Annotated in this window: 21 protein-coding genes; 16 read left to right on the top strand and 5 right to left on the bottom strand. The window is 71.8% G+C overall.

Features of this window, described 5'->3' with window-relative positions; genetic code table 11:
- The first annotated feature begins 11 nt into the window (after window positions 1-11).
- A complete protein-coding gene (locus ACWC0C_RS06935) occupies window positions 12-1,652 on the top strand; it encodes an ABC-F family ATP-binding cassette domain-containing protein (RefSeq protein WP_450862196.1) in 1,641 nt (546 codons plus the stop codon).
- A gap of 132 nt (window positions 1,653-1,784) precedes the next feature.
- Here the strand turns inward: ACWC0C_RS06935 and ACWC0C_RS06930 are convergent, their stop codons facing one another.
- A complete protein-coding gene (locus tag ACWC0C_RS06930) occupies window positions 1,785-4,190 on the bottom strand; it encodes a Tex family protein (protein ID WP_450862194.1) in 2,406 nt (801 codons plus the stop codon).
- A 219-nt stretch (window positions 4,191-4,409) separates the two neighbouring features.
- Here ACWC0C_RS06930 and ACWC0C_RS06925 point away from each other — a divergent pair, with 219 nt between their 5' ends.
- Together ACWC0C_RS06925 and ACWC0C_RS06920 are read left to right on the top strand one after the other, a co-directional pair.
- Complete coding sequence (locus tag ACWC0C_RS06925; protein ID WP_450862192.1) at window positions 4,410-5,369, top strand: GlxA family transcriptional regulator; 960 nt, start codon at window positions 4,410-4,412, stop codon at window positions 5,367-5,369.
- A 625-nt stretch (window positions 5,370-5,994) separates the two neighbouring features.
- The gene (locus ACWC0C_RS06920; protein WP_450862277.1) at window positions 5,995-6,630 is read left to right on the top strand and encodes a DJ-1/PfpI family protein; all 636 of its coding nucleotides are present in this window, start codon (window positions 5,995-5,997) and stop codon (window positions 6,628-6,630) included.
- Here the strand turns inward: ACWC0C_RS06920 and ACWC0C_RS06915 are convergent.
- Window positions 6,617-7,372 carry an enoyl-CoA hydratase/isomerase family protein gene (locus ACWC0C_RS06915; RefSeq protein WP_450862190.1) on the bottom strand — a complete coding sequence of 252 codons (756 nt, stop codon included), beginning with the start codon at window positions 7,370-7,372 and terminating at the stop codon, window positions 6,617-6,619. The genes ACWC0C_RS06920 and ACWC0C_RS06915 overlap by 14 nt on opposite strands.
- A gap of 131 nt (window positions 7,373-7,503) precedes the next feature.
- Here ACWC0C_RS06915 and ACWC0C_RS06910 point away from each other — a divergent pair, with 131 nt between their 5' ends.
- Complete coding sequence (locus ACWC0C_RS06910) at window positions 7,504-8,103, top strand: HdeD family acid-resistance protein (protein WP_450862188.1); 600 nt, start codon at window positions 7,504-7,506, stop codon at window positions 8,101-8,103.
- Window positions 8,104-8,277: 174 nt separating this feature from the next.
- Window positions 8,278-8,772 (top strand): ATP-binding protein, encoded by a 495-nt coding sequence (locus tag ACWC0C_RS06905; protein WP_449199627.1) that lies wholly within the window; start codon window positions 8,278-8,280, stop codon window positions 8,770-8,772.
- Window positions 8,773-9,039: 267 nt separating this feature from the next.
- Here the strand turns inward: ACWC0C_RS06905 and idi are convergent, their stop codons facing one another.
- The 3 genes from idi to galE form a co-directional block, all read right to left on the bottom strand.
- Complete coding sequence (idi, locus tag ACWC0C_RS06900; RefSeq protein ID WP_449199606.1) at window positions 9,040-9,633, bottom strand: isopentenyl-diphosphate Delta-isomerase; 594 nt, start codon at window positions 9,631-9,633, stop codon at window positions 9,040-9,042.
- Between the two features lie 183 nt (window positions 9,634-9,816).
- Window positions 9,817-10,758, bottom strand: coding sequence for a cation diffusion facilitator family transporter (locus ACWC0C_RS06895; RefSeq protein WP_450862186.1), 942 nt, complete (start codon window positions 10,756-10,758; stop codon window positions 9,817-9,819).
- 384 nt (window positions 10,759-11,142) lie between these two features.
- The gene (gene galE, locus ACWC0C_RS06890) at window positions 11,143-12,114 is read right to left on the bottom strand and encodes a UDP-glucose 4-epimerase GalE (RefSeq protein WP_450862185.1); all 972 of its coding nucleotides are present in this window, start codon (window positions 12,112-12,114) and stop codon (window positions 11,143-11,145) included.
- Between the two features lie 367 nt (window positions 12,115-12,481).
- On the opposite strand from galE, the gene ACWC0C_RS06885 reads away from it, so the two are divergent.
- From ACWC0C_RS06885 to hpnE, 11 genes are all read left to right on the top strand, one after another.
- Window positions 12,482-14,287, top strand: a complete 1,806-nt coding sequence (locus ACWC0C_RS06885) for a DUF5941 domain-containing protein (RefSeq protein ID WP_450862183.1) — start codon at window positions 12,482-12,484, stop codon at window positions 14,285-14,287.
- The gene (locus ACWC0C_RS06880) at window positions 14,284-15,036 is read left to right on the top strand and encodes a phosphocholine cytidylyltransferase family protein (RefSeq protein WP_449199610.1); all 753 of its coding nucleotides are present in this window, start codon (window positions 14,284-14,286) and stop codon (window positions 15,034-15,036) included. Before ACWC0C_RS06885 ends, ACWC0C_RS06880 begins: the two co-directional genes overlap by 4 nt.
- Complete coding sequence (locus tag ACWC0C_RS06875) at window positions 15,024-16,085, top strand: iron-containing alcohol dehydrogenase family protein (protein WP_449199611.1); 1,062 nt, start codon at window positions 15,024-15,026, stop codon at window positions 16,083-16,085. Before ACWC0C_RS06880 ends, ACWC0C_RS06875 begins: the two co-directional genes overlap by 13 nt.
- Entirely contained in the window at window positions 16,063-16,842 is a 780-nt protein-coding gene (locus ACWC0C_RS06870) for a CDP-alcohol phosphatidyltransferase family protein (RefSeq protein WP_449199612.1), read from the top strand. The genes ACWC0C_RS06875 and ACWC0C_RS06870 overlap by 23 nt, the downstream gene beginning before the upstream one ends.
- 5 nt (window positions 16,843-16,847) lie before the next feature.
- The gene (locus ACWC0C_RS06865) at window positions 16,848-17,720 is read left to right on the top strand and encodes a glycosyltransferase family 2 protein (protein WP_450862274.1); all 873 of its coding nucleotides are present in this window, start codon (window positions 16,848-16,850) and stop codon (window positions 17,718-17,720) included.
- 61 nt (window positions 17,721-17,781) lie between these two features.
- Entirely contained in the window at window positions 17,782-18,711 is a 930-nt protein-coding gene (locus ACWC0C_RS06860; protein ID WP_449199613.1) for an ABC transporter permease, read from the top strand.
- Window positions 18,704-19,513, top strand: a complete 810-nt coding sequence (locus ACWC0C_RS06855; protein WP_449199614.1) for an ABC transporter ATP-binding protein — start codon at window positions 18,704-18,706, stop codon at window positions 19,511-19,513. The genes ACWC0C_RS06860 and ACWC0C_RS06855 overlap by 8 nt, the downstream gene beginning before the upstream one ends.
- A gap of 359 nt (window positions 19,514-19,872) precedes the next feature.
- The gene (hpnC, locus tag ACWC0C_RS06850) at window positions 19,873-20,769 is read left to right on the top strand and encodes a squalene synthase HpnC (RefSeq protein ID WP_450862181.1); all 897 of its coding nucleotides are present in this window, start codon (window positions 19,873-19,875) and stop codon (window positions 20,767-20,769) included.
- The gene (gene hpnD, locus ACWC0C_RS06845) at window positions 20,766-21,728 is read left to right on the top strand and encodes a presqualene diphosphate synthase HpnD (protein WP_449199616.1); all 963 of its coding nucleotides are present in this window, start codon (window positions 20,766-20,768) and stop codon (window positions 21,726-21,728) included. The genes hpnC and hpnD overlap by 4 nt, the downstream gene beginning before the upstream one ends.
- Entirely contained in the window at window positions 21,728-21,955 is a 228-nt protein-coding gene (locus ACWC0C_RS06840; protein WP_450862179.1) for a DUF6380 family protein, read from the top strand. The genes hpnD and ACWC0C_RS06840 overlap by 1 nt, the downstream gene beginning before the upstream one ends.
- Complete coding sequence (gene hpnE / locus ACWC0C_RS06835) at window positions 21,952-23,385, top strand: hydroxysqualene dehydroxylase HpnE (protein WP_450862177.1); 1,434 nt, start codon at window positions 21,952-21,954, stop codon at window positions 23,383-23,385. The genes ACWC0C_RS06840 and hpnE overlap by 4 nt, the downstream gene beginning before the upstream one ends.
- The last annotated feature ends 32 nt before the right edge of the window (window positions 23,386-23,417 follow it).

Below are 23,417 nucleotides of genomic sequence, written 5' to 3'. Positions count from 1 at the left end.
TCGGCGTCCTGATGACTGCCACCCTCGTCGCCAAGAACCTCGCCGCCGGGCACGGCGACCGTTCCCTCTTCGCCGGGCTCGACCTCGTCGTCGCGCCCGGCGACGTGATCGGTCTCGTCGGTGCCAACGGCGCGGGCAAGTCCACCCTGCTGAAGCTGCTCGCCGGACTCACCCCGCCCGAGCAGGGCGAGCTCAGGCTGTCCCCGCCGGCCGCGACCGTCGGCCATCTGCCGCAGGAGCCGGAGCGCAGGCCGGGGGAGACCGTCCGGGAGTTCCTGGCCCGCCGCACCGGCGTCGCCGAGGCGCAGCGGGTCATGGACGAGGCCACCCAGGCCCTGGTCGACGGCGCGGCCGGCGCCGACGACGCCTACGCGACCGCCCTGGAGCGCTGGCTGGGCCTCGGCGGCGCCGATCTGGAGGAGCGCGCGGAGGACGTCGCCGACACCCTCGGCCTCGCCGTCGACCTGGACCAGCCGATGACCGCCCTCTCCGGCGGCCAGGCGGCCCGCGCCGGACTCGCCTCCCTCCTGCTGTCCCGCTACGACGTCTTCCTCCTGGACGAGCCCACCAACGACCTCGACCTCGACGGACTGGAGCGCCTGGAACGCTTCGTCACCGGCCTGCGTGCGGGCACGGTCGTCGTCAGCCACGACCGCGAGTTCCTCACCCGCACGGTCACCAAGGTCCTCGAACTCGACCTGGCCCAGCAGCAGATCCACCTCTACGGCGGCGGCTACGACGCCTACCTGGAGGAACGCGAGGTCGCCCGCCGGCACGCCCGCGAGGACTACGAGGAGTACGCCGACAAGAAGACCGCCCTCCAGGAGCGCGCGCAGATGCAGCGGGCCTGGATGGACAAGGGCGTGAAGAACGCCCGGCGCAAGGCCGGCAACGACAACGACAAGATCGGCCGCAAGTTCCGCAGCGAGGCCAGCGAGAAGCAGGCCGCCAAGGCACGGCAGACCCAGCGCATGATCGAGCGCCTGGACGTGGTCGAGGAGCCGCGCAAGGAGTGGGAACTGCGCATGGAGATCGCCGCCGCCCCGCGTTCCGGCGCGGTCGTGGCGACCCTGCGGGACGCCGAGGTACGGCGCGGCGACTTCACCTTCGGCCCGGTCTCCCTGCAGATCGACTGGGCGGACCGGGTCGCGGTCACCGGGGCCAACGGTGCCGGCAAGTCGACCCTGCTCGGCGCGCTGCTCGGACGGATCCCGCTCGACTCCGGACACGCGGCCCTCGGCTCGGGTGTCCTGGTCGGCGAGGTCGACCAGGCCCGCAAGGTGTTCCACGGCCCCGAGACCCTGCTCGACGCCTTCTGCGCGGCCGTACCCGACACCGAGCCGGTCGACGTGCGCACCCTGCTCGCCAAGTTCGGCCTGAAGTCCGCCCATGTGCTGCGCCCGGCCGCGACGCTCTCCCCGGGCGAACGCACCCGCGCCGCCCTGGCCCTCCTCCAGGGCCGAGGCGTCAACCTCCTGGTGCTGGACGAGCCGACGAACCACCTCGACCTGCCCGCCATCGAGCAGCTCGAACAGGCCCTTGACAGCTACGAGGGCACGCTGCTGCTGGTCACCCACGACCGCCGCATGCTGGACGCGGTCCGGGTGACCCGCCGCCTGGAGGTGGCGGACGGGAAGATGACGGAGCGTTAGCCCCCCGTTGGACTACGTCGCGGGCCTTCCGGGACGCACGAAGGCGCCCTCCGGGGCGGAGGGCGCCTTGTCAGCCGACCGAGACCGGTGGGCGGGTGGGAAAGCCCGCCCCCCGGCCGAAGCCCCGCAGGGTCAGCGCTTCTTCGGGTCGAGCAGGCCCGCGCGGCGCAGTGCGTCGGCCATCGCGCTGTTGGAGGGCGGCGGGGCCTGGCGGCCGCCCCGGTCGCCACCGCCACCGCCACGGCCCTCGCGCCGGCCCTGACCCTGGCCGCCCTGCCGCTGCTGGGGCGGACGGCCGCCGCCGCGCTGCTGCCGGCCGCCGCCCTGGCCGCCCTGCGGGGCCGCCTCGTCGTCCAGGCGCAGGGTCAGCGCGATCCGCTTGCGCGGGATGTCCACGTCGAGGACCTTCACCTTGACGATGTCACCGGGCTTGGCGACATCGCGCGGGTCCTTGACGAACGTCCTGGACATCGCCGAGACGTGCACCAGGCCGTCCTGGTGGACGCCGATGTCCACGAACGCGCCGAAGGCGGCCACGTTCGTCACCACGCCCTCCAGGATCATCCCGGCGGACAGGTCCGAGATCTTCTCCACGCCCTCCTTGAAGCTGGCCGTCTTGAAGGCGGGACGCGGGTCGCGACCCGGCTTCTCCAGCTCCTTCAGAATGTCCGTCACCGTCGGCAGGCCGAACGTGTCGTCCACGAAGTCGGAGGGCTTCAGCGAGCGCAGCACAGCGGTGTTGCCGATGAGGGAGGCCACCTCCTGGCCGGTGGTCTTCACCATGCGGCGGACCACCGGGTAGGCCTCGGGGTGCACGCTGGAGGCGTCCAGCGGGTCGCCGCCGCGGATGCGGAGGAAGCCCGCGCACTGCTCGTACGCCTTCGGACCGAGCCGCGCCACCTTCTTCAGCTCCCCGCGGGACGTGAACGGGCCGTTGGCGTCCCGGTGCGCCACGATGTTCTCGGCGAGGCCGGAGGAGATGCCCGACACGCGCGAAAGCAACGGCACGGACGCGGTGTTGACGTCCACGCCGACGCCGTTCACACAGTCCTCGACCACCGCGTCCAGCGAGCGGGACAGCTTCACCTCGGACAGGTCGTGCTGGTACTGGCCGACACCGATGGACTTCGGGTCGATCTTCACCAGCTCGGCCAGCGGGTCCTGCAGCCGCCGGGCGATGGAGACCGCGCCGCGCAGCGACACGTCCATGTCGGGCAGCTCCTGCGAGGCGTACTGCGACGCCGAGTACACCGACGCGCCCGCCTCCGACACCATCACCTTGGTGAGCTTCAACTCCGGGTGCTTGGCGATCAGTTCACCGGCGAGCTTGTCGGTCTCGCGGGACGCCGTGCCGTTGCCGATCGCGATGAGGTCGACCGCGTGCTCCTTGGCGAGCCGGGCCAGCTTGGCGAGGGCCTCGTCCCACTTGTTGGCCGGGACGTGCGGATAGATCACGTCCGTGGCGACGACCTTGCCGGTCGCGTCGACCACGGCGACCTTCACGCCCGTACGGAAACCGGGGTCCAGGCCCAGCGTCGCGCGCGTGCCGGCCGGGGCGGCCAGCAGCAGGTCGCGCAGGTTCGCCGCGAACACGTTCACCGCCTCGTCCTCGGCGGCCGTACGCAGCCTGAGGCGCAGGTCGATGCCGAGGCGCACGAGGATGCGGGTGCGCCAGGCCCAGCGGACCGTGTCCGTCAGCCACTTGTCGGCGGGCCGGCCCCGGTCGGCGATCCCGAACCGGTGCGCCACGATCCCCTCGTACGACGACGGGACCGAGGGGGACTCGGCGGCCTCCTCCGGCTCCAGGACGAGGTCGAGGACCTCCTCCTTCTCGCCGCGCAGCATCGCGAGGATGCGGTGCGAGGGTAGCTCGGTGAACGGCTCGGCGAAGTCGAAGTAGTCGGCGAACTTGGCGCCGGCCTCCTCCTTGCCCTCCCGCACCTTCGCGGCCAGCCGCCCGCGCACCCACATGCGCTCGCGCAGCTCGCCGATCAGGTCGGCGTCCTCCGAGAACCGCTCGGCGAGGATCGCCCGCGCGCCGTCCAGGGCGGCCTGCGGATCGGCGACGCCCTTGTCGGCGTCCACGAACGCGGCCGCGGCCGCCAGCGGCTCCACCGTCGGGTCGCCCAGCAGGCCCTCCGCCAGCGGCTCCAGACCGGCCTCGCGGGCGATCTGCGCCTTGGTGCGCCGCTTGGGCTTGTACGGGAGGTAGATGTCCTCCAGCCGCGCCTTGGTCTCGGCGCCGCGGATCCGGGCCTCCAGCTCGTCGGTGAGCTTGCCCTGCTCGCGCACCGACTCCAGGATCGCGGTCCGCCGCTCCTCCAGCTCCCGTAGATAGCGCAGCCGCTCCTCGATCGTGCGCAGCTGCGCGTCGTCGAGCATCTCGGTCGCTTCCTTGCGGTAGCGGGCGATGAAGGGCACCGTGGAACCGCCGTCCAGCAGTTCCACCGCGGCCTTCACCTGCCGCTCCCGTACGCCGAGTTCCTCGGCGATCCTGCCTTCGATGGATCCTGCTTCGATGGATCCGGGTGTCGTCACGATCCCGTACCGCCTTCTCCACTGAGGTTGCGCGGCAATTGTGGCAGGTGACACCGACAACCGGGGATCAGGCCCCGCCGGTCTGCCGCAGTACGTCCGCGAGGGCACGGCGCGTACCCCGGCACGCCCGCGCCATGTCCGTGCCGGCGCCCGGCGATGGCAGAAAAGGTGGGAAACACGTCATTGCGGCCACGCGCGGCTCGGCGAAGAATCGGGGACATGCCGCAGCGCACGCTCCTCTTCGTCCTCTTCGACGGCGTCCAGAGTCTCGATGTCACCGGGCCGCTCGAGGTGTTCGCCGGAGCCGAGAAGCACACGCCGGGCACCTACCGGGTGCGTACGGCCTCCCTGGACGGCCGCCCGGTGCGCACCTCGAGCGGACTGACCCTCGTACCGGACGAGGCGCTCTCCGAGGCCGCCGACCCGCACACCCTGCTGGTCCCCGGCGGCCAGGGCACGCGCGAGCCCGACCCGCGGCTGATCGCCTGGCTGCGCGCCCGCGGGCCGCGCGCGGCGCGGCTGGTCTCGGTGTGCACGGGCGCCGTCCTCGTCGCCGCCGCCGGTCTCCTCGACGGCCGCCGGGCGACGACCCACTGGGCGTACTGCGGCAAACTCGCTCGCGACCACCCGGCCGTCGCCGTGGATCCGGAGCCCATCTACGTCCGGGACGGGCACGTGGCCACCTCGGCCGGGGTGACCTCGGGCATCGACCTGGCCCTCGCCCTGGTCGAGGAGGACCTGGACCGGGACGTGGCGCTGGCCGTCGCCCGGCACCTGGTGGTCTTCCTGCGCCGTCCCGGCAACCAGGCGCAGTTCAGCGCCCAGCTCGCCGCGCAGACCGCCCAGCGGGCGCCGCTGCGCGAGGTTCAGCACTGGATCACCGAGCACCCGGCCGGCGACCTCACGGTCGAGTCGCTCGCCGCCCGCGCCCGGCTGTCACCGCGCCACTTCGCGCGTGCCTTCCGGGAGGAGACCGGTATGACACCCGGCCGCTACGTCGACCGGGTCCGCCTGGAACACGCCCGCCGCCTGCTGGAGGACACCCCCGACAACATCGAGGAGATCGCCCGCGCCAGCGGCTACGGCACCACGGAGGCCATGCGCCGCGCGTTCGTCAGGACACTCGGCACGGCCCCGGCCGAGTACCGCCGCCGCTTCCGCCCCGCCACGACAGGCTGAGCCACGCCACGCCACCCGGATGCGCCCGCGCCCGCGACCGCCCGCATGGCCCGGCCACACGAGGGCGCGCGCGGTGAGCGTCGGCTGGTCCCGCTGAGCGATCGCGGGCCGAAGCACCACCAACCGCCGAGCCCGGCCACCGGCCCCGACTCTTTCACGGATCACCCGGCCGTTGAGCTTTGCTATGGCCCGCTGACGGATTCGCCCGCCACTGCCCCTGAGCCCTGCTACAGCCCGCCGATGGATTCGCCGTTGATCGCCCGCTGAGCTCTGCCACAGCTGCCGATGGATTCCGCCCGTGACCGCCCCTGAGCTCTGCTATGGCCCGCTGATGGAGTCGCCCGCCACCGTCCGCTGATCCCTGCTTTAGCCCGCTGACGGATTCGTCCGCTACCGCCTGCCGAGCCCTGCGACAGCCCGCCGATGGATTCGCCCGTGACCGCCTGCCGAGCCCTGCGACAGCCCGCCGATGGATTCGCCCGCCACCGCCCGCCGACCCCCGCCACCGCCCCCCGACGCCCTCTCCCGCCACGCCCCCGAGCCCGGCCACCGGTCCTCGTCGTATCCGCCCGCCACCACCACCGACCCCCAGAACCCACCCACACCACCCCTGAAGGGACACGCCGTGCAGATCGCCATCCTTGTCTACGACCGTTTCACCGCCCTCGACGCCATCGGCCCCTACGAGATCCTCTCCCGGCTCCCCGGCGCCGAGACCGTGTTCGTCGCCGAGCGCACCGGTCCGGTCCGCACCGACACCCGAGCGCTCGGAGTGGTCGCCGACCGGTCGCTGAGCGAGGTCGCGCGGCCGGACATCGTGGTCGTGCCGGGCGGTCCGGGGCAGAACGACCTGATGGAGCACCGGCCCCTGCTGGACTGGCTGCGCGCCGTCGATGCGGCCAGCACCTGGACGACCTCGGTGTGCACGGGTTCGCTGCTGCTCGCCGCGGCCGGACTCCTGGCGGGCCGCCGCGCGACCTCGCACTGGCTGGCCCTCGACCAGCTGACCCGGTTCGGCGCCGAACCGGCGCAGGAGCGGGTGGTGGCGGACGGCAAGTACGTCACCGCCGCGGGCGTCTCCGCCGGCATCGACATGGCCCTCACCCTGTCCGGCCGCATCGCCGGTGATGAGCACGCCCAGGCGGTCCAGCTCGCCACGGAGTACGACCCGCAGCCGCCCTACGCCGCCGGTTCCCCGCGCAAGGCTCCCGCCCGGCTCGTCGAGGCGCTGCGCGCCCGCAGCCGTTTCATCCTGACGTAGACGCGCTCCAGGTGAAGTGCGGCGGCCGGCGCTCCAGGAACGCGGTGACCCCTTCCGCGGTGTCGGGGTTGCCGCGGGCCCGCTCGGCCCAGTGGGCATCCCGATCGGTCCGGCCGGCCGCGAACTCCTTCGCCGCGGCCTGGGTCAGCTGCGAACGGGAGACCAGGACCCGGGTCAACTCCGCGACCCGCTTGTCCAGTTCGCCCTCCGGCAGCACCTCGTCCACCAGACCGGTGGCAAGCGCCCGCCCGGAGTCGATCAACTCGGCCGTGAACAGCAGGTACTTGGCGGTGGCCGGGCCGACCAGCGACACCAGCCGCCGGGTGGATGAGGCCGGGTAGACGATGCCGAGCCGCGCCGGGGTCACCCCGAACAGCGTGCCCTCCTCGGCGAGTCGCAGATCGCAGGCCGCCGCGAGCTGCGCCCCGCCGCCCACGCAGTGCCCGCGCACGGCGGCCACGGTCGGTTTGGGGAACGTCGCCAGGGCCTCCTCCGCCGCCACCGCGAGTCTCTGCGCTTCCTCCGGCGAGCCCTGCAGCGTGCTGATGTCGGCACCCGCGCAGAAGGTCCCGCCCTCACCGGTGAGCACCAGAGCCCGGACACCCGGGTCACGCGCCAACACCTCCAGCAGCGGCGGCAGCGAACGCCACATCGCGGCGGTCATGGCGTTGCGCTTGGCCGGGTGGCGGATGACTACGGTGGCGACAGCGTCGTTGATCCGGTGCGACAGCTCGGGCTCCATGTGCGGATCGTATCGGGGGGTCCTGCTGGTACGGCGACCGCGGCCCGGTGGGGTCGGTGAGTTACGGAGACCCGTACAAGGGGGACATAAAGGAAGGGGGTGGCGAAACGGTCGGGATCGAGGAGGTGGCGATGACCAAGGCCGGTAAGCGCAGCGACAGCGCGACCAAACTCCACCGTGGCTTCGGCCTGCTCGCCGTGCTCGGCGTCGTCCTCGTCCTCGCCGGCCTCGTCGGACTCGTCTACACCGCCACAGCCACGCTCACCTCGATGCTGCTGTTCGGCTGGCTGCTGCTGATCGGCGGGATCGTCGGTCTGCTGCACGCGGTCCAGGCCCGCGGCACCAGTTTCTTCTGGCTCGGCGTCATCGTGGCCGCCCTGAACATCGCGGCCGGCATCGTCGTCATCCGCCTGCCGCACGCGGCGGCCGCCGCGCTCACCATGTTCGCCGCGCTGCTGTTCCTCTCCGCGGGGATCTTCCGGCTGGTCGGCGGGCTGGTCGTGCGCGGACCGCAGCTCGGCTGGACCCTGCTGCTCGGCGCCTTCGACCTGCTGCTCGGGATCCTGGTCCTCGGCTCCTGGCCGAGCAGCAGCCAGTACGTGATCGGCACCTTCTTCTCGCTCGCCCTGCTCTTCGACGGCCTCGGCCTCGTGGCCACCGGCTACGGCGGGCGCCGTATCGTCGGGCTCGTGTCGGACCAGCAGCAGGCCAAACCCGTACCACCCGATTAGTTCGCGAACCGGCGTCCGGGCGACAGGAACAGTCCCACACGTGACCGTGTCATACGCACTCGGTCAGAAACCGCTCGATACCCGCTGACTTGTGTTCAGGCACGCGGACCGGTGCGCATCGTTACCAACACTCGACGTGTGGTGACAATCGAGCGCGAGGGTGGCGACCGGACGATGGACAACCACGGGCGCGGGGACGACCCGCGCCCAGCGGGGGGCGCCGAGCGGCCGCCCGATCCACTGCCGTACGAGGGCGTCTGGCGGTTCACCGCCGCCGCGGTGGACGCCTCGGTCCCGCAGGCCCGGCACGCCGTACGGGACCTGCTGCTGCGCCAGGGCGTGCCGGTCTCCGACGAGCTGGTGTACGGCCTGCTGCTGATCGTCTCCGAGCTGGTCACCAACGCGGTCCGGCACGCGGCGCTGCTCTCGCCGATGCTGGCCGTGGAGGTCGCCGTCGGGGCGGAATGGGTGCGGGTGTCCGTGGAGGACAACCACCCCTACCGCCCGACCGCGCTGGAGGCCGACCACGGCCGGACCGGCGGCCGGGGCCTGCTCCTGGTCCGCGAGGTGGCGCGGGAGGCGGGCGGGACGGTGGACGTGGAGCACACCGCGAGCGGCGGCAAGGTGATCTGGGCCGCCCTGCCGCTCAAGCCACCGGCGCTGCCGTAGCACCGCGGCCGGCGACGCTGCCGTAGAGCCACGGGCCTCCGACACTGCCGTAGAGCCACGGGCCTCCGACACTGCCGTGGAGCCACGGGCCCGCGACACTGCCGGAACACCGTGGGCCCGCGGCGCGGTCGCAGCGCCGCCGGCTCCCGGGAGCACCGCCGACCCCCTGCACTACCGTCGGCTCCCGGTACTGCCGTCGGCTCCCGGTACTGCCGCGGGCCCCCGGTGCTGCCGAACCGAGGGCCCGCGCGTGCGCTGTGGAACCGCTCACCAGCCCGCGGACGCGCCCGTCAGCTCTCTGATCGCCGGGCGGGCCGCGTCCAGGACGGTCATGAACCAGGCCGAGAACGGGTCGCGGTCGTGCCGCTCGGACAGTTCGGCCGCCGTCACGAAGGCGGTCGAGGCGACCTCCTCCGGGTCCGGCGCGAGCGGCGCCTGCACCAGGCCGACGAACAGGTGGTTGAACTCCTGCTCGACCAGGCCCGAGGCCGGATCCGGGTGGTTGTAGCGGACCGTGCCCGCCTCCGCCAGCAGGGAGGGGGACACGCCCAGTTCCTCGGACGTGCGCCGGGCCGCGGCGGCGAACGGCGCCTCGCCCGGGTACGGGTGGCCGCAGCAGGTGTTGGACCACACGCCGGGGGAGTGGTACTTGCCGAGCGCTCGCTGCTGGAGCAGCAGGCGGCCCTGTTCATCGAAGAGGAATACCGAGAACGCGCGGTGCAGCTGTCCCGGCGGCTGGTGGGCAGCGAGCTTCTCCGCCGTACCGATCGTCACGCCCTTCTCGTCGACCAGTTCCAGCAAAATCGCCTCTGCGGTGCCATTCGACGAGCTGTGCGTCGCGGTGGCAGGTGTGATCGGCATACCCATCCTTCGCCTCGGTCTTCGCACCCCAAGTCTGCCGTACGAATCCGGCACTCCCGGCGCTTCCCGGCATCTGCGCGCGCGGCGCGGCGCGGCGCCGGAAGTCGGACCCGGTAGATCATCGTGCCCGGTCAGGGGATCACGGAACCGCCCGGGGCGGGTGTCGAACGTCCGTGCGTGCCGTCAGTGGCACAGCCGTGCCTCGTGCTCGGCGTGCCCGCTCGGCTCCAGCTGGAAGGTGCAGTGCTCCACGTCGAAGTGGTCGCCGAGGCAGCCCTGCAGCTCGTGCAGCAGCTTCTCGTGGCCGATGGCGCTGAGCACGTCGGAGCGGACCACCACGTGCGCCGACAGCACCGGCATCCCCGAGGTGATCGTCCAGGCGTGCAGATCGTGTACGTCCTCCACGCCGTCCAGCGCCAGGATGTGCGTCCGTACCTCGGCCATGTCGACGTTCTTCGGGGCCGCCTCCAGCAGCACGTCCAGCGTCTCGCGCAGCAGCTTCAGCGTCCTCGGCACGATCATCAGGCCGATGACCAGCGAGGCGACCGGGTCGGCGGCCTGCCAGCCGGTGGTCAGGATCACCGTCGCCGAGATCAGCACCGCGACCGAGCCCAGCGCGTCCGCGGCGACCTCCAGGAAGGCGCCGCGCACGTTCAGGCTCTCCTTCTGGCCGCGCATCAGCAGGGTCAGCGAGACCGAGTTCGCGACCAGGCCGATCAGACCGAACACGATCATCAGGCCGCCGTGGGTCTCCGCGGGCGCCACGAAGCGGTTGACCGCCTCGTACAGGACGTATCCGCCGACCCCGAGCAGCAGCAGGCAGTTGGCGAGGGCGGCCAGGATCTCGGCGCGCGCGTAGCCGAAGGTGCGGTTGGCGCTCGGCGGGCGGTTCGCGAAGTGGATCGCCAGCAGGGACATGCCGAGGCCCACCGCGTCGGTCGCCATGTGCGCCGCGTCCGCGATCAGCGCCAGCGAGTCCGCGACCAGGCCGCCGACGATCTCCACCACCATGATCGTGAGCGTGATGCCCAGCGCGATCCGCAACCGGCCCCGGTACGCGGCCGCGGCCGTACCCGTGGCCGGCGCATGGCTGTGCGCATGCCCGTGGTCGTGCCCTGCCCCCATGACAACCGCCCTTCCGTGTTCCGTCCGGCACGGCCCAGTCAACTACGGGTGGGGGGTATCGGGCAAAGCGGTACTGAACACCGTTGTCATGTGCCCTGACCTGCGGAAACGTTCCGCAGGTCAGGGCGGGTGGGGGATCGGGGCGGGCGGCTGCTCCTGGTGCCGGTTGGGCGGGTGGAGGGAGCGGGGTGGCCGGCGCCGGTGGCGGCGGGCGGATGGAGGCGGGGTGGCTGGTGTCGGTGGCCGCGGGTGGGTGGAGCGGGGTGGTGGGTGGGTGAGGCGGTGGTGCTGGGCGCGCCAGGCCGACTGGAGGTGACTGGTGGGCGACCAGGCATAGGGCGTTGGTCGCCGGCCGTGCGTCCAGTGCCGGACGGTGTGTGTGGCTCAGTGGGCGTGGTGTAGTTGCCAGCCCTGCCAGGCCGACTCCACCATCTCGCGTACGCCGCGCCGGGCCCGCCAGTCCAGCCGCTCGGCGGCCCGCTCGGCCGAGGCGACCGCACGCGGCGCGTCCCCGGGCCTGCGCCCCTCCACCAGCGGGTCCCGGCGGTCCCCGGTGACCTCCCCGATGACCGAGATCAGCTCCCGCACCGAGACGCCCTCGCCCCGCCCGATGTTCAGCGTCAGATCGCCGGACAGGTCCCCGTCGGCGAGCCTGCGTGCCGCCGCGAGATGGGCCTCGGCGAGGTCGGCCACATGGATGTAGTCCCGGATGCAGGTGCCGTCCGGCGTCGGATAGTCGTCGCCGAAGATCCGCGGGGCCTCGCCGCGGGTGAGCCGGTCGAAGACCATCGGCACGATGTTGAACACGCCCGTGTCCGCCAGCTCCGGCGCCGCCGCGCCCGCCACGTTGAAATAACGCAGGCACACCGTGGAGATCCCGTGCGCCCGCCCGGCCGCCCGCACCAGCCACTCCCCGGCCAGCTTGGTCTCGCCGTAGGGGTTGACCGGCGCGCACGGGGTGTCCTCGGTGATCAGGTCCACGTCCGGGTTGCCGTACACGGCCGCCGACGAGGAGAACAGCAGCCGGCGGATGCCTGCCTCGGCGACCGCGTCCAGGAACGTGGCCAGCCCGCCGACGTTCTCCCGGTAGTAACGGGTGGGCTGCGCCACCGACTCCGCCACCTGCTTGCGCGCCGCGAGGTGGACGACGCCCGTGACGTCGTACTCGGCGAAGACCCGCTTCAGCAGCTCACCGTCCAGCGTCGAGCCCCGGACGAGCGGGACGTCCGCCGGGAGCCGCGCGGGCACCGCCGCCGACAGGTCGTCCAGCGCCACGACGCTCTCCCCGGCGCCGGTCATGGCCCGCGCCACATGCGCCCCGATGTATCCGGCACCGCCGGTGATCAGCCACGTCATGGTCGTCCACCCTATGCGGAGCAGAACCCGGTGTGTGGCTGGTCACTCCCGCAAGCTCCCGGCTTCGCTCGAACCCGGGGGGACCCCCATCGCGGCGGTAGCCGCACATCGGCACAGCCCCGTGCCCCTACGGGCGCTTCTGCCCGCATCTGCGCCGACGGGTTTGTGGGGCGGGCCCCGGATCACCGATGATGATCGCGGCAAAGGCCGGGGCAGTCCCCGAGGGCCGGGCCGTGAACGGCCGGTGAACAAGGGCTCCCGCCCATCCGATAGCCTCTGCCGACATGCCGCCCGGGTGCCGCAGGCAGGGCGCCCCATCACGTGACAGACCGGCGTCCGCGCGCCGGCACCCAGGGAGTGAGTTCGGTTGCCGACCGCCATCGTCACCGGTCAGCCGGTCCCCGGATCGTCCCTCGAGAACGATCTGCGGGCGCTCGGCTTCGACGTCCGGGTGGCAGTGGACGCCGCCGAGGCCGAGACCCTGCTCGCCGCCGCTTCCGCGGGCGACCGCGTGGCCCTGGTCGACGCCCGCTTCGTCGGTCATGTGCACGCGCTGCGCCTCGGCCTGACCGACCCGCGCTTCCCGCTCTCCGCCGTCCCCGGTGCCGTCACCGCCCAGCCGGCCGCCCGGCAGGCGCTGACCCGGGCCGTGGCCCGCGAGACCTCCGCCGGCGGTGGTACCGCGCTGGCCGTGGACAGCCTCGCCGACCGCATCGTCACCGCCCTCGACGCCGACGGCTGCGAGGTGCACCGGCCGGAGCTGGGCAGCCTGGTCGCCGCCGTCCCCGCCGACCCGCAGGCCCGCAACGAGGCACGCCAGGCCGTCGCCGCCGTCGACGACGAGGCCGTACGCCTGAAGTCGGCCGTGAAGTCCCGGGACGGCTTCTTCACCACGTTCTTCATCAGCCCGTACTCGCGCTACATCGCCCGCTGGTGTGCCCGCCACGGCCTGACCCCGAACCAGGTCACCACGGCCTCGCTGCTCACCGCCCTGATCGCGGCGGGCTGCGCGGCGACCGGCACCCGTGGCGGCTTCATCGCGGCCGGTGTGCTGCTGATCGCCTCGTTCGTCCTGGACTGCACCGACGGCCAGCTCGCCCGCTACGCCCTGAAGTACTCCACGCTCGGCGCCTGGCTGGACGCCACCTTCGACCGGGCCAAGGAGTACGCCTACTACGCCGGGCTCGCCCTCGGCGCGGCCCGCGGCGGGGGCCATGACGACGTATGGGCCCTCGCGCTCGGCGCGATGGTCCTGCAGACCTGCCGGCACGTGGTCGACTTCTCCTTCACCGAGGCCAACCACGACGCCACCGCCAACACCAGCCCCACCGCCGCCCTCTCCGACAAGCTGGACAGCGTCGGCTGGACGGTGTGGGTGCGCCGGATGATCGTCCTGCCGATCGGCGAGCGCTGGGCGCTGATAGCGATCCTGACAGCCGCCACGACCCCGCGGATCACCTTCTGCGTCCTGCTGATCGGCTGCGCCTTCGCGGCGACCTACACCACGGCGGGCCGCGTGCTGCGCTCCCTGACCCGCAAGGCCCGGCGCACCGACCGGGCCGCCGGAGCGCTGGCGGACCTCGCCGACTCCGGACCACTGGCGGACGCCCTTAAGCGGATCGCCCGGCGCGGCCTGCCGGGCCTCGCCGTCCCCGCACTCGCCCTGCTCGGCGGCGCCGCGGTCGTCGTCTGCTCGGCCCTGACCGGCTACGGCTCGGTGCTGCCGGTGATCGGCGCCCTGGTCTACGTCCTCACCTCGGCCCTCGCCGTCGCCCGTCCCCTCAAGGGCGCCCTCGACTGGCTGGTCCCGCCCTTCTTCCGGGCCGCCGAGTACGGCACCGTCCTCGCCCTCGCCGGTAAAGCAGCGGTAAACGGTGCTCTTCCTGCGGCTTTCGGCCTGGTGGCCGCCGTCGCCTACCATCACTACGACACGGTGTACCGCATCCGCGGCAACGCCGGAGCACCCCCGGCGTGGCTGGTACGCGCCATCGGGGGGCACGAAGGGCGGACGCTGCTCGTCACCGTCCTGGCCGCGGTACTCACCGCCTCGCAGTTCACGGTCGCGCTCACGGTCCTCGCCGTGGCCGTTGCCCTCGTGGTGCTCGTCGAGAGCATCCGCTTCTGGGTGTCCGCAGGGGCACCCGCCGTACACGACGAAGGAGAACCCGCATGATCGGCCTCGTGCTGGCGGCCGGCGCCGGACGGCGTCTGCGCCCCTACACCGACACCCTGCCCAAGGCGTTGGTGCCGGTGGGGCCCGCGGGCGTAGAGGGTGAGCCGACGGTCCTGGACCTCACCCTCGCCAACTTCGCCGAGGTCGGCCTGACGGAGGTCGCGATCATCGTCGGCTACCGCAAGGAGGCCGTCTACGAGCGCAAGGCGGCCCTGGAGGCCAAGTACGGCCTGAAGCTCACCCTGATCGACAACGACAAGGCCGAGGAGTGGAACAACGCCTACTCCCTGTGGTGCGGCCGTGACGCCCTCAAGGACGGCGTGATCCTCGCCAACGGCGACACCGTGCACCCGGTCTCCGTCGAGAAGACCCTGCTCGCCGCGCGTGGCGAGGGCAAGAAGATCATCCTCGCGCTGGACACGGTGAAGAGCCTGGCCGACGAGGAGATGAAGGTCGTCGTCGACCCCGCCAAGGGCATGACGAAGATCACCAAGCTGATGGACCCCGCCGAGGCGACCGGTGAGTACATCGGCGTGACGCTGATCGAGGGCGACGCCGCCCCCGAGCTGGCCGACGCGCTGAAGGCGGTCTGGGAGACCGACCCGCAGCAGTTCTACGAGCACGGGTACCAGGAGCTGGTCAACCGCGGCTTCCGGATCGACGTGGCGCCGATCGGCGACGTCAAGTGGGTCGAGATCGACAACCACGACGACCTCGCCAAGGGACGGGAGATCGCGTGCCACTGCTGACCCGGCTCATTCCCTCTCCGGTCGTCGTGGACATCCGCCCGGGTGCCCTGGACGACCTGGGGACGGTGCTCGCAGACGAGCGCATCGCCCAGTCCGGCCGGCTCGCCGTCGCCGTCAGCGGCGGCTCCGGCTCGAAGCTGCGCGAGCGCATCGCCCCCTCGCTGCCCGGCGCGACCTGGTACGAGGTCGGCGGCGGCACCCTGGACGACGCGATCCGGCTGGCCGGTGAGATGAAGTCCGGCCACTACGACGCGGTGGTCGGGCTCGGCGGCGGCAAGATCATCGACTGCGCCAAGTTCGCCGCGGCCCGCGTCGGCCTGCCGCTGGTCGCCGTGCCGACGAACCTCGCGCACGACGGCCTGTGCTCGCCGGTCGCCACGCTCGACAACGACGCGGGACGCGGCTCCTACGGTGTGCCGAACCCGATCGCGGTCGTCATCGACCTGGACGTGATCCGCGAGGCACCGGCCCGCTTCGTGCGGGCCGGCATCGGCGACGCGATCTCCAACATCAACGCGGTCGCGGACTGGGAGCTGTCCAACCGCGTCAACGGCGAGAAGATCGACGGCCTCGCCGCGGCCATGGCCCGCCAGGCCGGCGAGGCGGTGCTGCGCCACCCCGGCGGCATCGGCGACAACGACTTCCTGCAGGTGCTCGCCGAGGCGCTGGTCCTCAGCGGCATCTCGATGTCGATCTCCGGTGACTCCCGACCGTCCTCCGGTTCCTGCCACGAGATCAACCACGCCTTCGACCTGCTGTTCCCCAAGCGGGCGGCCGCCCACGGCGAACAGTGCGGGCTCGGCGCGGCCTTCGCGATGTATCTGCGCGGGGCGCACGAGGAGGCGGTCCACACGGCCGAGGTGCTGCGCCGGCACGGGCTTCCGGTGCTGCCGGACGAGATCGGCTTCACCCTGGACGAGTTCGTCCGCGCGGTGGAGTTCGCCCCGGAGACCCGCCCCGGCCGCTACACGATCCTCGAACACCTCGACCTCAAGACGAACCAGATCAAGGACATCTACGCCGACTATGTCAAGGCCATCGGTAGCTGAACTCCGTCCGGTCGTCCACCCCGCGGGGGTGAAGGACCGGCGCAGCGGTGAGCACTGGGCGGGACGCCTCTACATGCGCGAGGTGTCCCTGCGCATCGACCGCTACCTGGTGAACACCAGGGTCACGCCCAACCAGCTCACGTACCTGATGACCGTCTGCGGCGTGCTCGCGGCCCCGGCCCTGCTGGTGCCGGGGATCGCGGGCGCCGTGCTCGGCGTGGTCGCCACCCAGCTGTATCTGCTGCTGGACTGCGTCGACGGCGAGATCGCCCGCTGGAAGAAGCAGTACTCGCTGAACGGCGTCTACCTGGACCGCGTCGGCGCCTACCTGACCGACGCCGCCGTCCTGGTGGGCCTCGGGCTGCGTGCCGCCGACCTGTGGGGCAGCGGCCGTATCGACTGGCTGTGGGCCTTCCTGGGCACCCTGGCCGCGCTCGGCGCCATCCTGATCAAGGCCGAGACCGACCTGGTCGGCGTCGCCCGGCACCAGGCGGGCAAGCCGCCGGTCAAGGAGGCCGCCGCCGAGCTGCGCTCCTCCGGCATGGCGCTGGCCCGCCGGGCCGCCTCGGCGCTGAAGTTCCACCGCCTCATCCTCGGCATCGAGGCCTCGCTGCTGATCCTGCTCCTCGCGATCGTGGACCAGGCCCGCGGCGACCTGTTCTTCACCCGGCTCGGTACGGCCGTCCTGGCCGGCATCGCCCTGCTGCAGACCCTGCTGCACCTGGTGTCCATCCTCGCCTCCAGCAGGCTGAAGTGAGTGCCGTGAAGGTCGGCGCCGTCATCATCACCATGGGCAACCGGCCCGAGGAGCTGCGGGCCCTCATCGACTCGGTCGCCAAGCAGGACGGCGACCCGGTCGAGGTGGTCGTCGTCGGCAACGGCTCGCCCGTCCCGGACGTCCCCGACGGCGTACGGACGATGGAACTGCCCGAGAACCTGGGCATCCCCGGCGGCCGCAACGTCGGCATAGAGGCCTTCGGGCCCAGCGGCCGCGATGTCGACATACTGCTCTTCCTCGACGACGACGGCCTACTCGCCCGCCACGACACCGCCGAGCTGTGCCGCGAGGCGTTCGAGGCCGACCCGAAGCTCGGCATCGTCAGCTTCCGCATCGCCGACCCGGAGACCGGCGAGACCCAGCGCCGCCACGTGCCCCGGCTGCGCGCCTCCGACCCGATGCGCTCCTCCCGGGTCACCACCTTCCTCGGCGGCGCCAACGCCGTCCGCACCCGGGTCTTCGCCGAGGTCGGCGGCCTGCCGGACGAGTTCTTCTACGCCCACGAGGAGACCGACCTGGCCTGGCGGGCCCTCGACGCGGGCTGGATGATCGACTACCGGTCGGACATGGTGCTGCACCACCCGACGACGGCGCCCTCACGGCACGCGGTCTACCACCGCATGGTCGCCCGCAACCGCGTGTGGCTGGCCCGCCGTAACCTCCCCGCGCCCCTGGTCCCCGTCTATCTCGGCGTCTGGATGCTGCTCACGCTGCTGCGCCGCCCCTCGCGTCCGGCGCTGAGGGCGTGGTTCGGCGGGTTCCGGGAAGGCTGGACGACTCCGTGCGGCCCGCGCCGTCCCATGCGCTGGCGCACGGTGTGGCGGCTGACCCGGCTGGGCCGGCCCCCGGTGATCTGAGAAGCTTGCTCTTACCTGAAGAGAGCAAGCTTCTTACTAAGAGAGTTCCGGATTTCCACTCGTGAGTCAGACAACGCATGACGACGGTGTCGCGGTGAGCGCGATACCGTCGCCCGACGAGGGACTGACGGCGTCGCAGCTCGCCGCCAGGTACGGGCTCGCCGTGAGCGGCGCCCGTCCCTCGCTTCCCGAGTACGTCCGCCAGCTGTGGGGGCGGCGCCACTTCATCCTCGCCTTCTCCCAGGCGAAGCTGACGGCGCAGTACAGCCAGGCCAAGCTGGGCCAGCTGTGGCAGGTGGCGACACCGCTGCTCAACGCGGGCGTGTACTACTTCATCTTCGGTGTGATCCTGCACGCGAGCCGCGGCCTGTCCCAGGATGTGTACATCCCGTTCCTGGTCACGGGTGTGTTCGTGTTCACGTTCACGCAGAGCTCGGTGATGTCGGGTGTCCGTGCGATCTCGGGCAATCTGGGCCTGGTGCGCGCCCTGCACTTCCCGCGCGCCTCGCTGCCCATCTCCTTCTCGCTGCAGCAGCTCCAGCAGCTGCTCTTCTCGATGATCGTGATGTTCGTCGTGGCGATCGGCTTCGGCAGCTACCCGAGCCCCGCCTGGCTGCTGATCGTGCCGGTCCTGCTGCTGCAGTTCCTGTTCAACACCGGGCTCGCGCTGATCGTGGCCCGTATGGGTGCCAAGACCCCGGACCTCGCCCAGCTGATGCCGTTCGTCCTGCGTACGTGGATGTACACCTCGGGCGTCATGTTCTCCATCAACAAGATGATGGAGGGCCGCTCGGAGCTCGCGGTCCGGCTGCTCCAGGTCAACCCGGCCGCCATCTACATGGACCTGATGCGCTACGCGCTGATCGACGGCTACGGCGCCTCGAACCTGCCGCCGCATGTGTGGGCCATCGCGCTGTTCTGGGCCGTGGTCGTCTTCGCGGGCGGGTTCGTGTACTTCTGGAAGGCGGAGGAGAGGTACGGCCGTGGCTGAGCAGAACGCCGAGCACAACGACCGGGCCCGCGGGGAAAGCCGCCCGACGGTCATCGCGGACGAGCTGCACATCGTCTACCGCGTCAACGGCGCCAAGACCGGGAAGGGCAGCGCTACGGCCGCGCTCAGCCGCATCCTGAAGCGAGGCTCCGGCGACGCCGCGCGCGGGGTGCGCAAGGTGCACGCCGTGCGTGGTGTGTCCTTCGTCGCCTACCGCGGCGAGGCCATCGGCCTGATCGGCTCCAACGGCTCCGGCAAGTCCACCCTGCTGCGCGCCATCGCCGGTCTGCTCCCCGCCGAGAGGGGCAAGGTCTACACCGACGGCCAGCCGTCCCTGCTGGGCGTGAACGCGGCGCTGATGAACGACCTGACCGGCGAGCGGAACGTCGTCCTGGGCGGTCTGGCCATGGGGATGTCCCGGGAGCAGATCAAGGAGCGCTACCAGGAGATCGTCGACTTCTCGGGCATCAACGAGAAGGGCGACTTCATCACCCTGCCGATGCGTACGTACTCCTCCGGCATGGCGGCCCGGCTCCGGTTCTCCATCGCCGCCGCCAAGGACCACGACGTCCTCATGATCGACGAGGCCCTCGCCACCGGTGACCGCAAGTTCCAGAAGCGCTCCGAGGATCGCATCCGGGAACTGCGCAAGGAGGCCGGCACGGTGTTTCTGGTCAGTCACAACAACAAGTCCATCCGCGACACCTGCAACCGCGTCCTGTGGCTGGAGCGCGGCGAGCTGCGCATGGACGGGCCGACCGAAGAGGTCTTGAAGGAGTACGAGAAGTTCACGGGCAAGTGACCCGTCCCGGCCGGGGCCCCGCCGGAAGCCCTCCGGCGGGCTCGACGTGTGTAAAGGAACCGTCAACTCCGGCTGGCGGTAGGAATCTTGGAACCAATCGGTGTGTTGTTGTGATGTGCAGGACACCCCGACGGACCTTGCTGCGTTGTACAACGTAAGCTGTACCAGTGCCGGAAAGCGGCAAGTGGGGCGATAATGCACGACACCCCGCGCCAGGGCGGCCCCGCGCATTGCCGGGCGGCGTGTCCGAAATAGTGTGTATTGGGTCGGCGGTGTAGAACGGGAGATGTGACGGCAATGGCTACGGAAACTCCCCAGCTCAACGCAGCACGTGCCGTCCCCGCCGCGGGCAGCACCCGATGACGGCGACCGAGACGGCGCCGGGCCCGGAACGCGCCACCCTTGACAAGGCCACGAGCGAGAACTTTCCCGTGGCCCCCTTCTTCCTGCCCAAGTCCTGGCGCGACGACCTCATGGCCGTCTACGGCTTCGCCCGCCTGGTCGACGACATCGGCGACGGCGACCTCGCCCCCGGTGGAGCCGACGCCCGGCTGCTCGGCGTGTCGGCCACCGAGGCCGAGGACCGGCTGCTCCTCCTCGACGCCTTCGAGACCGACCTGCGCCGTGTCTTCGACGGCACCCCGTACCATCCGCTGCTGCGCCGGCTGCAACCCGCCGTCCGCCGCCGCGGCCTCACCCCCGAGCCCTTCCTCGGTCTGATCGCCGCCAACCGCCAGGACCAGCTCGTCACCCGCTACGAGACCTACGACGACCTCCTCGCCTACTGCGAACTGTCCGCCAACCCCGTCGGCCGCCTCGTCCTCGCCGTCACCGGCACCTCGACCCCCGAGCGGATCCGGCTGTCCGACGCGATCTGCACCGCGCTGCAGATCGTGGAACACCTCCAGGACGTCGCCGAGGACCTCGGCCGGGACCGGATCTACCTCCCGGCCGAGGACATGAAGCGCTTTCACGTCCAGGAAACGGATCTCGCCGCGAAAACCGCGAGCGCATCGGTGCGCGCCCTGGTTGCATACGAAGCGCAACGCGCCCGCGTTCTGCTGAATGAAGGCGCCCCCCTCGTGGGTAGCGTCCACGGCAGACTCAAGCTGCTGCTCGCGGGGTTCGTGGCGGGGGGAAGGGCGGCGATCCACGCGATCGCCGCCGCCGAATACGACGTACTTCCCGGCCCGCCCAGACCCGGCAAGGTCCAGTTGCTGCGTGAGGCGGGCGTGATCCTGCGAGGAGAGGGGTGATCCGGACCGTGGATTCTCCGTCACACGTGTCCGCACCGGTACTCGCCGCCTACAGCTACTGCGAGACCGTCACCGGGCAGCAGGCCCGTAACTTCGCCTACGGCATCCGGCTGCTGCCCACGCCCAAGCGCCGCGCCATGTCGGCGCTGTACGCGTTCTCCCGCCGCGTGGACGACATCGGTGACGGCGACCTGGCCGGCGAGGTGAAGCTGAAGCGGCTGGAGGACACCAGGGCGCTGCTCACCCGGGTCCGCGAGGGTGAGGTCGAGGAGGACGACACCGACCCGGTCGCGGTCGCCCTCGCCCACGCAGCACGCGCTTTCCCGATCCCGCTCGGCGGGCTGGACGAGCTGATCGACGGCGTCCAGATGGACGTACGCGGCGAGACCTACGAGACCTGGGACGACCTGAAGGTCTACTGCCGGTGTGTCGCCGGTGCCATCGGCCGGCTCTCGCTCGGCGTGTTCGGCACCGAGCCGGGAGCGCGCGGCGCCGAACGCGCGTCCGAGTACGCCGACACGCTCGGCCTCGCCCTGCAGCTGACCAACATCCTCAGAGACGTCCGCGAGGACGCGGCCGGCGGCCGTACCTATCTGCCCGCCGACGACCTCGCCAAATTCGGCTGTTCGGCCGGGTTCGACGGGCCGACGCCACCGGAGGGCTCCGACTTCGCGGGTCTCGTGCACTTCGAAGTGCGACGGGCCCGCGCCCTTTTCGCCGAGGGCTACCGGCTGCTCCCCATGCTCGACCGGCGCAGCGGCGCCTGCGTGGCCGCCATGGCCGGTATCTACCGCCGGCTGCTGGACCGCATCGAGCGCGACCCGGAGGCCGTGCTGCGCGGCCGGGTCTCGCTGCCCGGACGAGAGAAGGCCTACGTCGCCGTGCGCGGCCTGTCCGGTCTGGACACCCGGCATGTGACCCGCCATGTCTCGCCACGGTCCGTCAGGAGGCGCGCCTGATGGATCTCGCCGAACCAGGCGACATGCGACAGGCAACCCCGCGCTGCGGCGTGGCGTCCCTGACTGCGACGGCGGAGCGTGCACCGTTCACTCTGTACGCCGAGCAGGTCTGCGGCGCCCCGAAGGGGCGCGGGGAACTGCGCGACCAGCCACGACGAAGCCGCAGACGAAGGACGGCACATCCCGGCCCCACTCGCGGAGCGCTCGCACGGAAGGACGCACGATGAGCGACGGCTCACGCCCCGCACAGTCGCACGGCACCGCGGAACCCGAGGGCGCGGCGGGTCGCAGCGCCGTGGTGGTCGGCGGTGGACTCGCCGGGGTCACCGCGGCGCTCGCACTCGCCGACGCGGGCGTCCGCGTCACCCTGCTCGAAGGCAGGCCCAGGCTGGGCGGCCTCGCCTTCTCCTTCCAGCGCGGCGAACTGACCGTCGACAACGGCCAGCACGTGTACCTGCGCTGCTGCACCGCCTACCGCTGGTTCCTGGACCGGATCCAGGGCGCGGCGCTGGCACCGCTGCAGGACCGCCTGGACGTGCCCGTCGTCGACGTCGCCAAGCCCGAGGGCAGACGGCTCGGCCGGCTGCGGCGCGACCCGCTGCCCGTCCCCCTCCACCTGGGGCGCAGCCTGGCCGCCTACCCGCACCTCTCGCTCGCCGAACGCGCCGCGGTCGGGCGGGCCGCGCTCGCGCTGAAGGGGCTCGACCTCGCCGATCCGACCCTGGACACCCAGGACTTCGGCAGCTGGCTGGCCGCGCACGGCCAGTCGGCGCGCGCTGTCGAGGCCCTGTGGGACCTGGTCGGGGTCGCCACCCTCAACGCGGTCGCGGGCGACGCCTCGCTGGGGCTCGCCGCGATGGTGTTCAAGACCGGTCTGCTGTCCGACCCGGGCGCGGCCGACATCGGCTGGGCCCACGTCCCGCTGGGCGAACTGCACGACCGGCTGGCCCGCAAGGCGCTCGACTCCGCGGGCGTCCGTACCGAGGTCCGTACACGCGTCACCTCCGTCTCCATCAACGAGAACGGCACCTGGAGCGTTCAGGTTCCCGGCGAGCGACTCGAAACCGACGCCGTCGTCCTCGCCGTACCCCAGCGCGAGGCCCACGCCCTGCTGCCGCCCGGCGCCCTCGACGCCCCCGAGCAGCTGCTGCGCATCGGCACCGCGCCGATCCTCAACGTCCATGTCGTCTACGACCGCAAGGTGCTCGCGCGCCCCTTCTTCGCCGCCCTCGGCACCCCGGTGCAGTGGGTCTTCGACCGCACGGACGCCTCCGGACTGACCGAGGGTCAGTACCTGGCGCTGTCCCAGTCGGCCGCGCAGGACGAGATCGACCTGCCGGTCGCCGAACTGCGTGAGCGCTATCTGCCCGAGTTGGAGCGGCTGATTCCGGGTACGCGTGGCGCGGTGGTGAAGGACTTCTTCGTGACCCGGGAGCGCACGGCCACGTTCGCCCCCACCCCCGGCGTCGGGCAGCTGCGGCCCGGCGCCCGCACCAAGGCACCCGGCCTGTACCTGGCCGGAGCGTGGACCGCCACCGGGTGGCCCGCGACCATGGAGAGTGCGGTCCGCAGTGGCGTGAGCGCGGCCGACGCCGCCCTCAGTGCCCTGGGCCGGCCCCGCCCCCGCCACCTCTTCGAGTTCGAGGAGGCGGCCTGATGCCCGATCGGCATGCGGCAGGCCCCCGCACC

The sequence above is a fragment of the Streptomyces sp. NPDC001709 genome (genome assembly GCF_053596375.1).
Note: the sequence above shows the minus strand (reverse complement) of the source record. Positions and strands in the feature narration are given on the sequence as shown.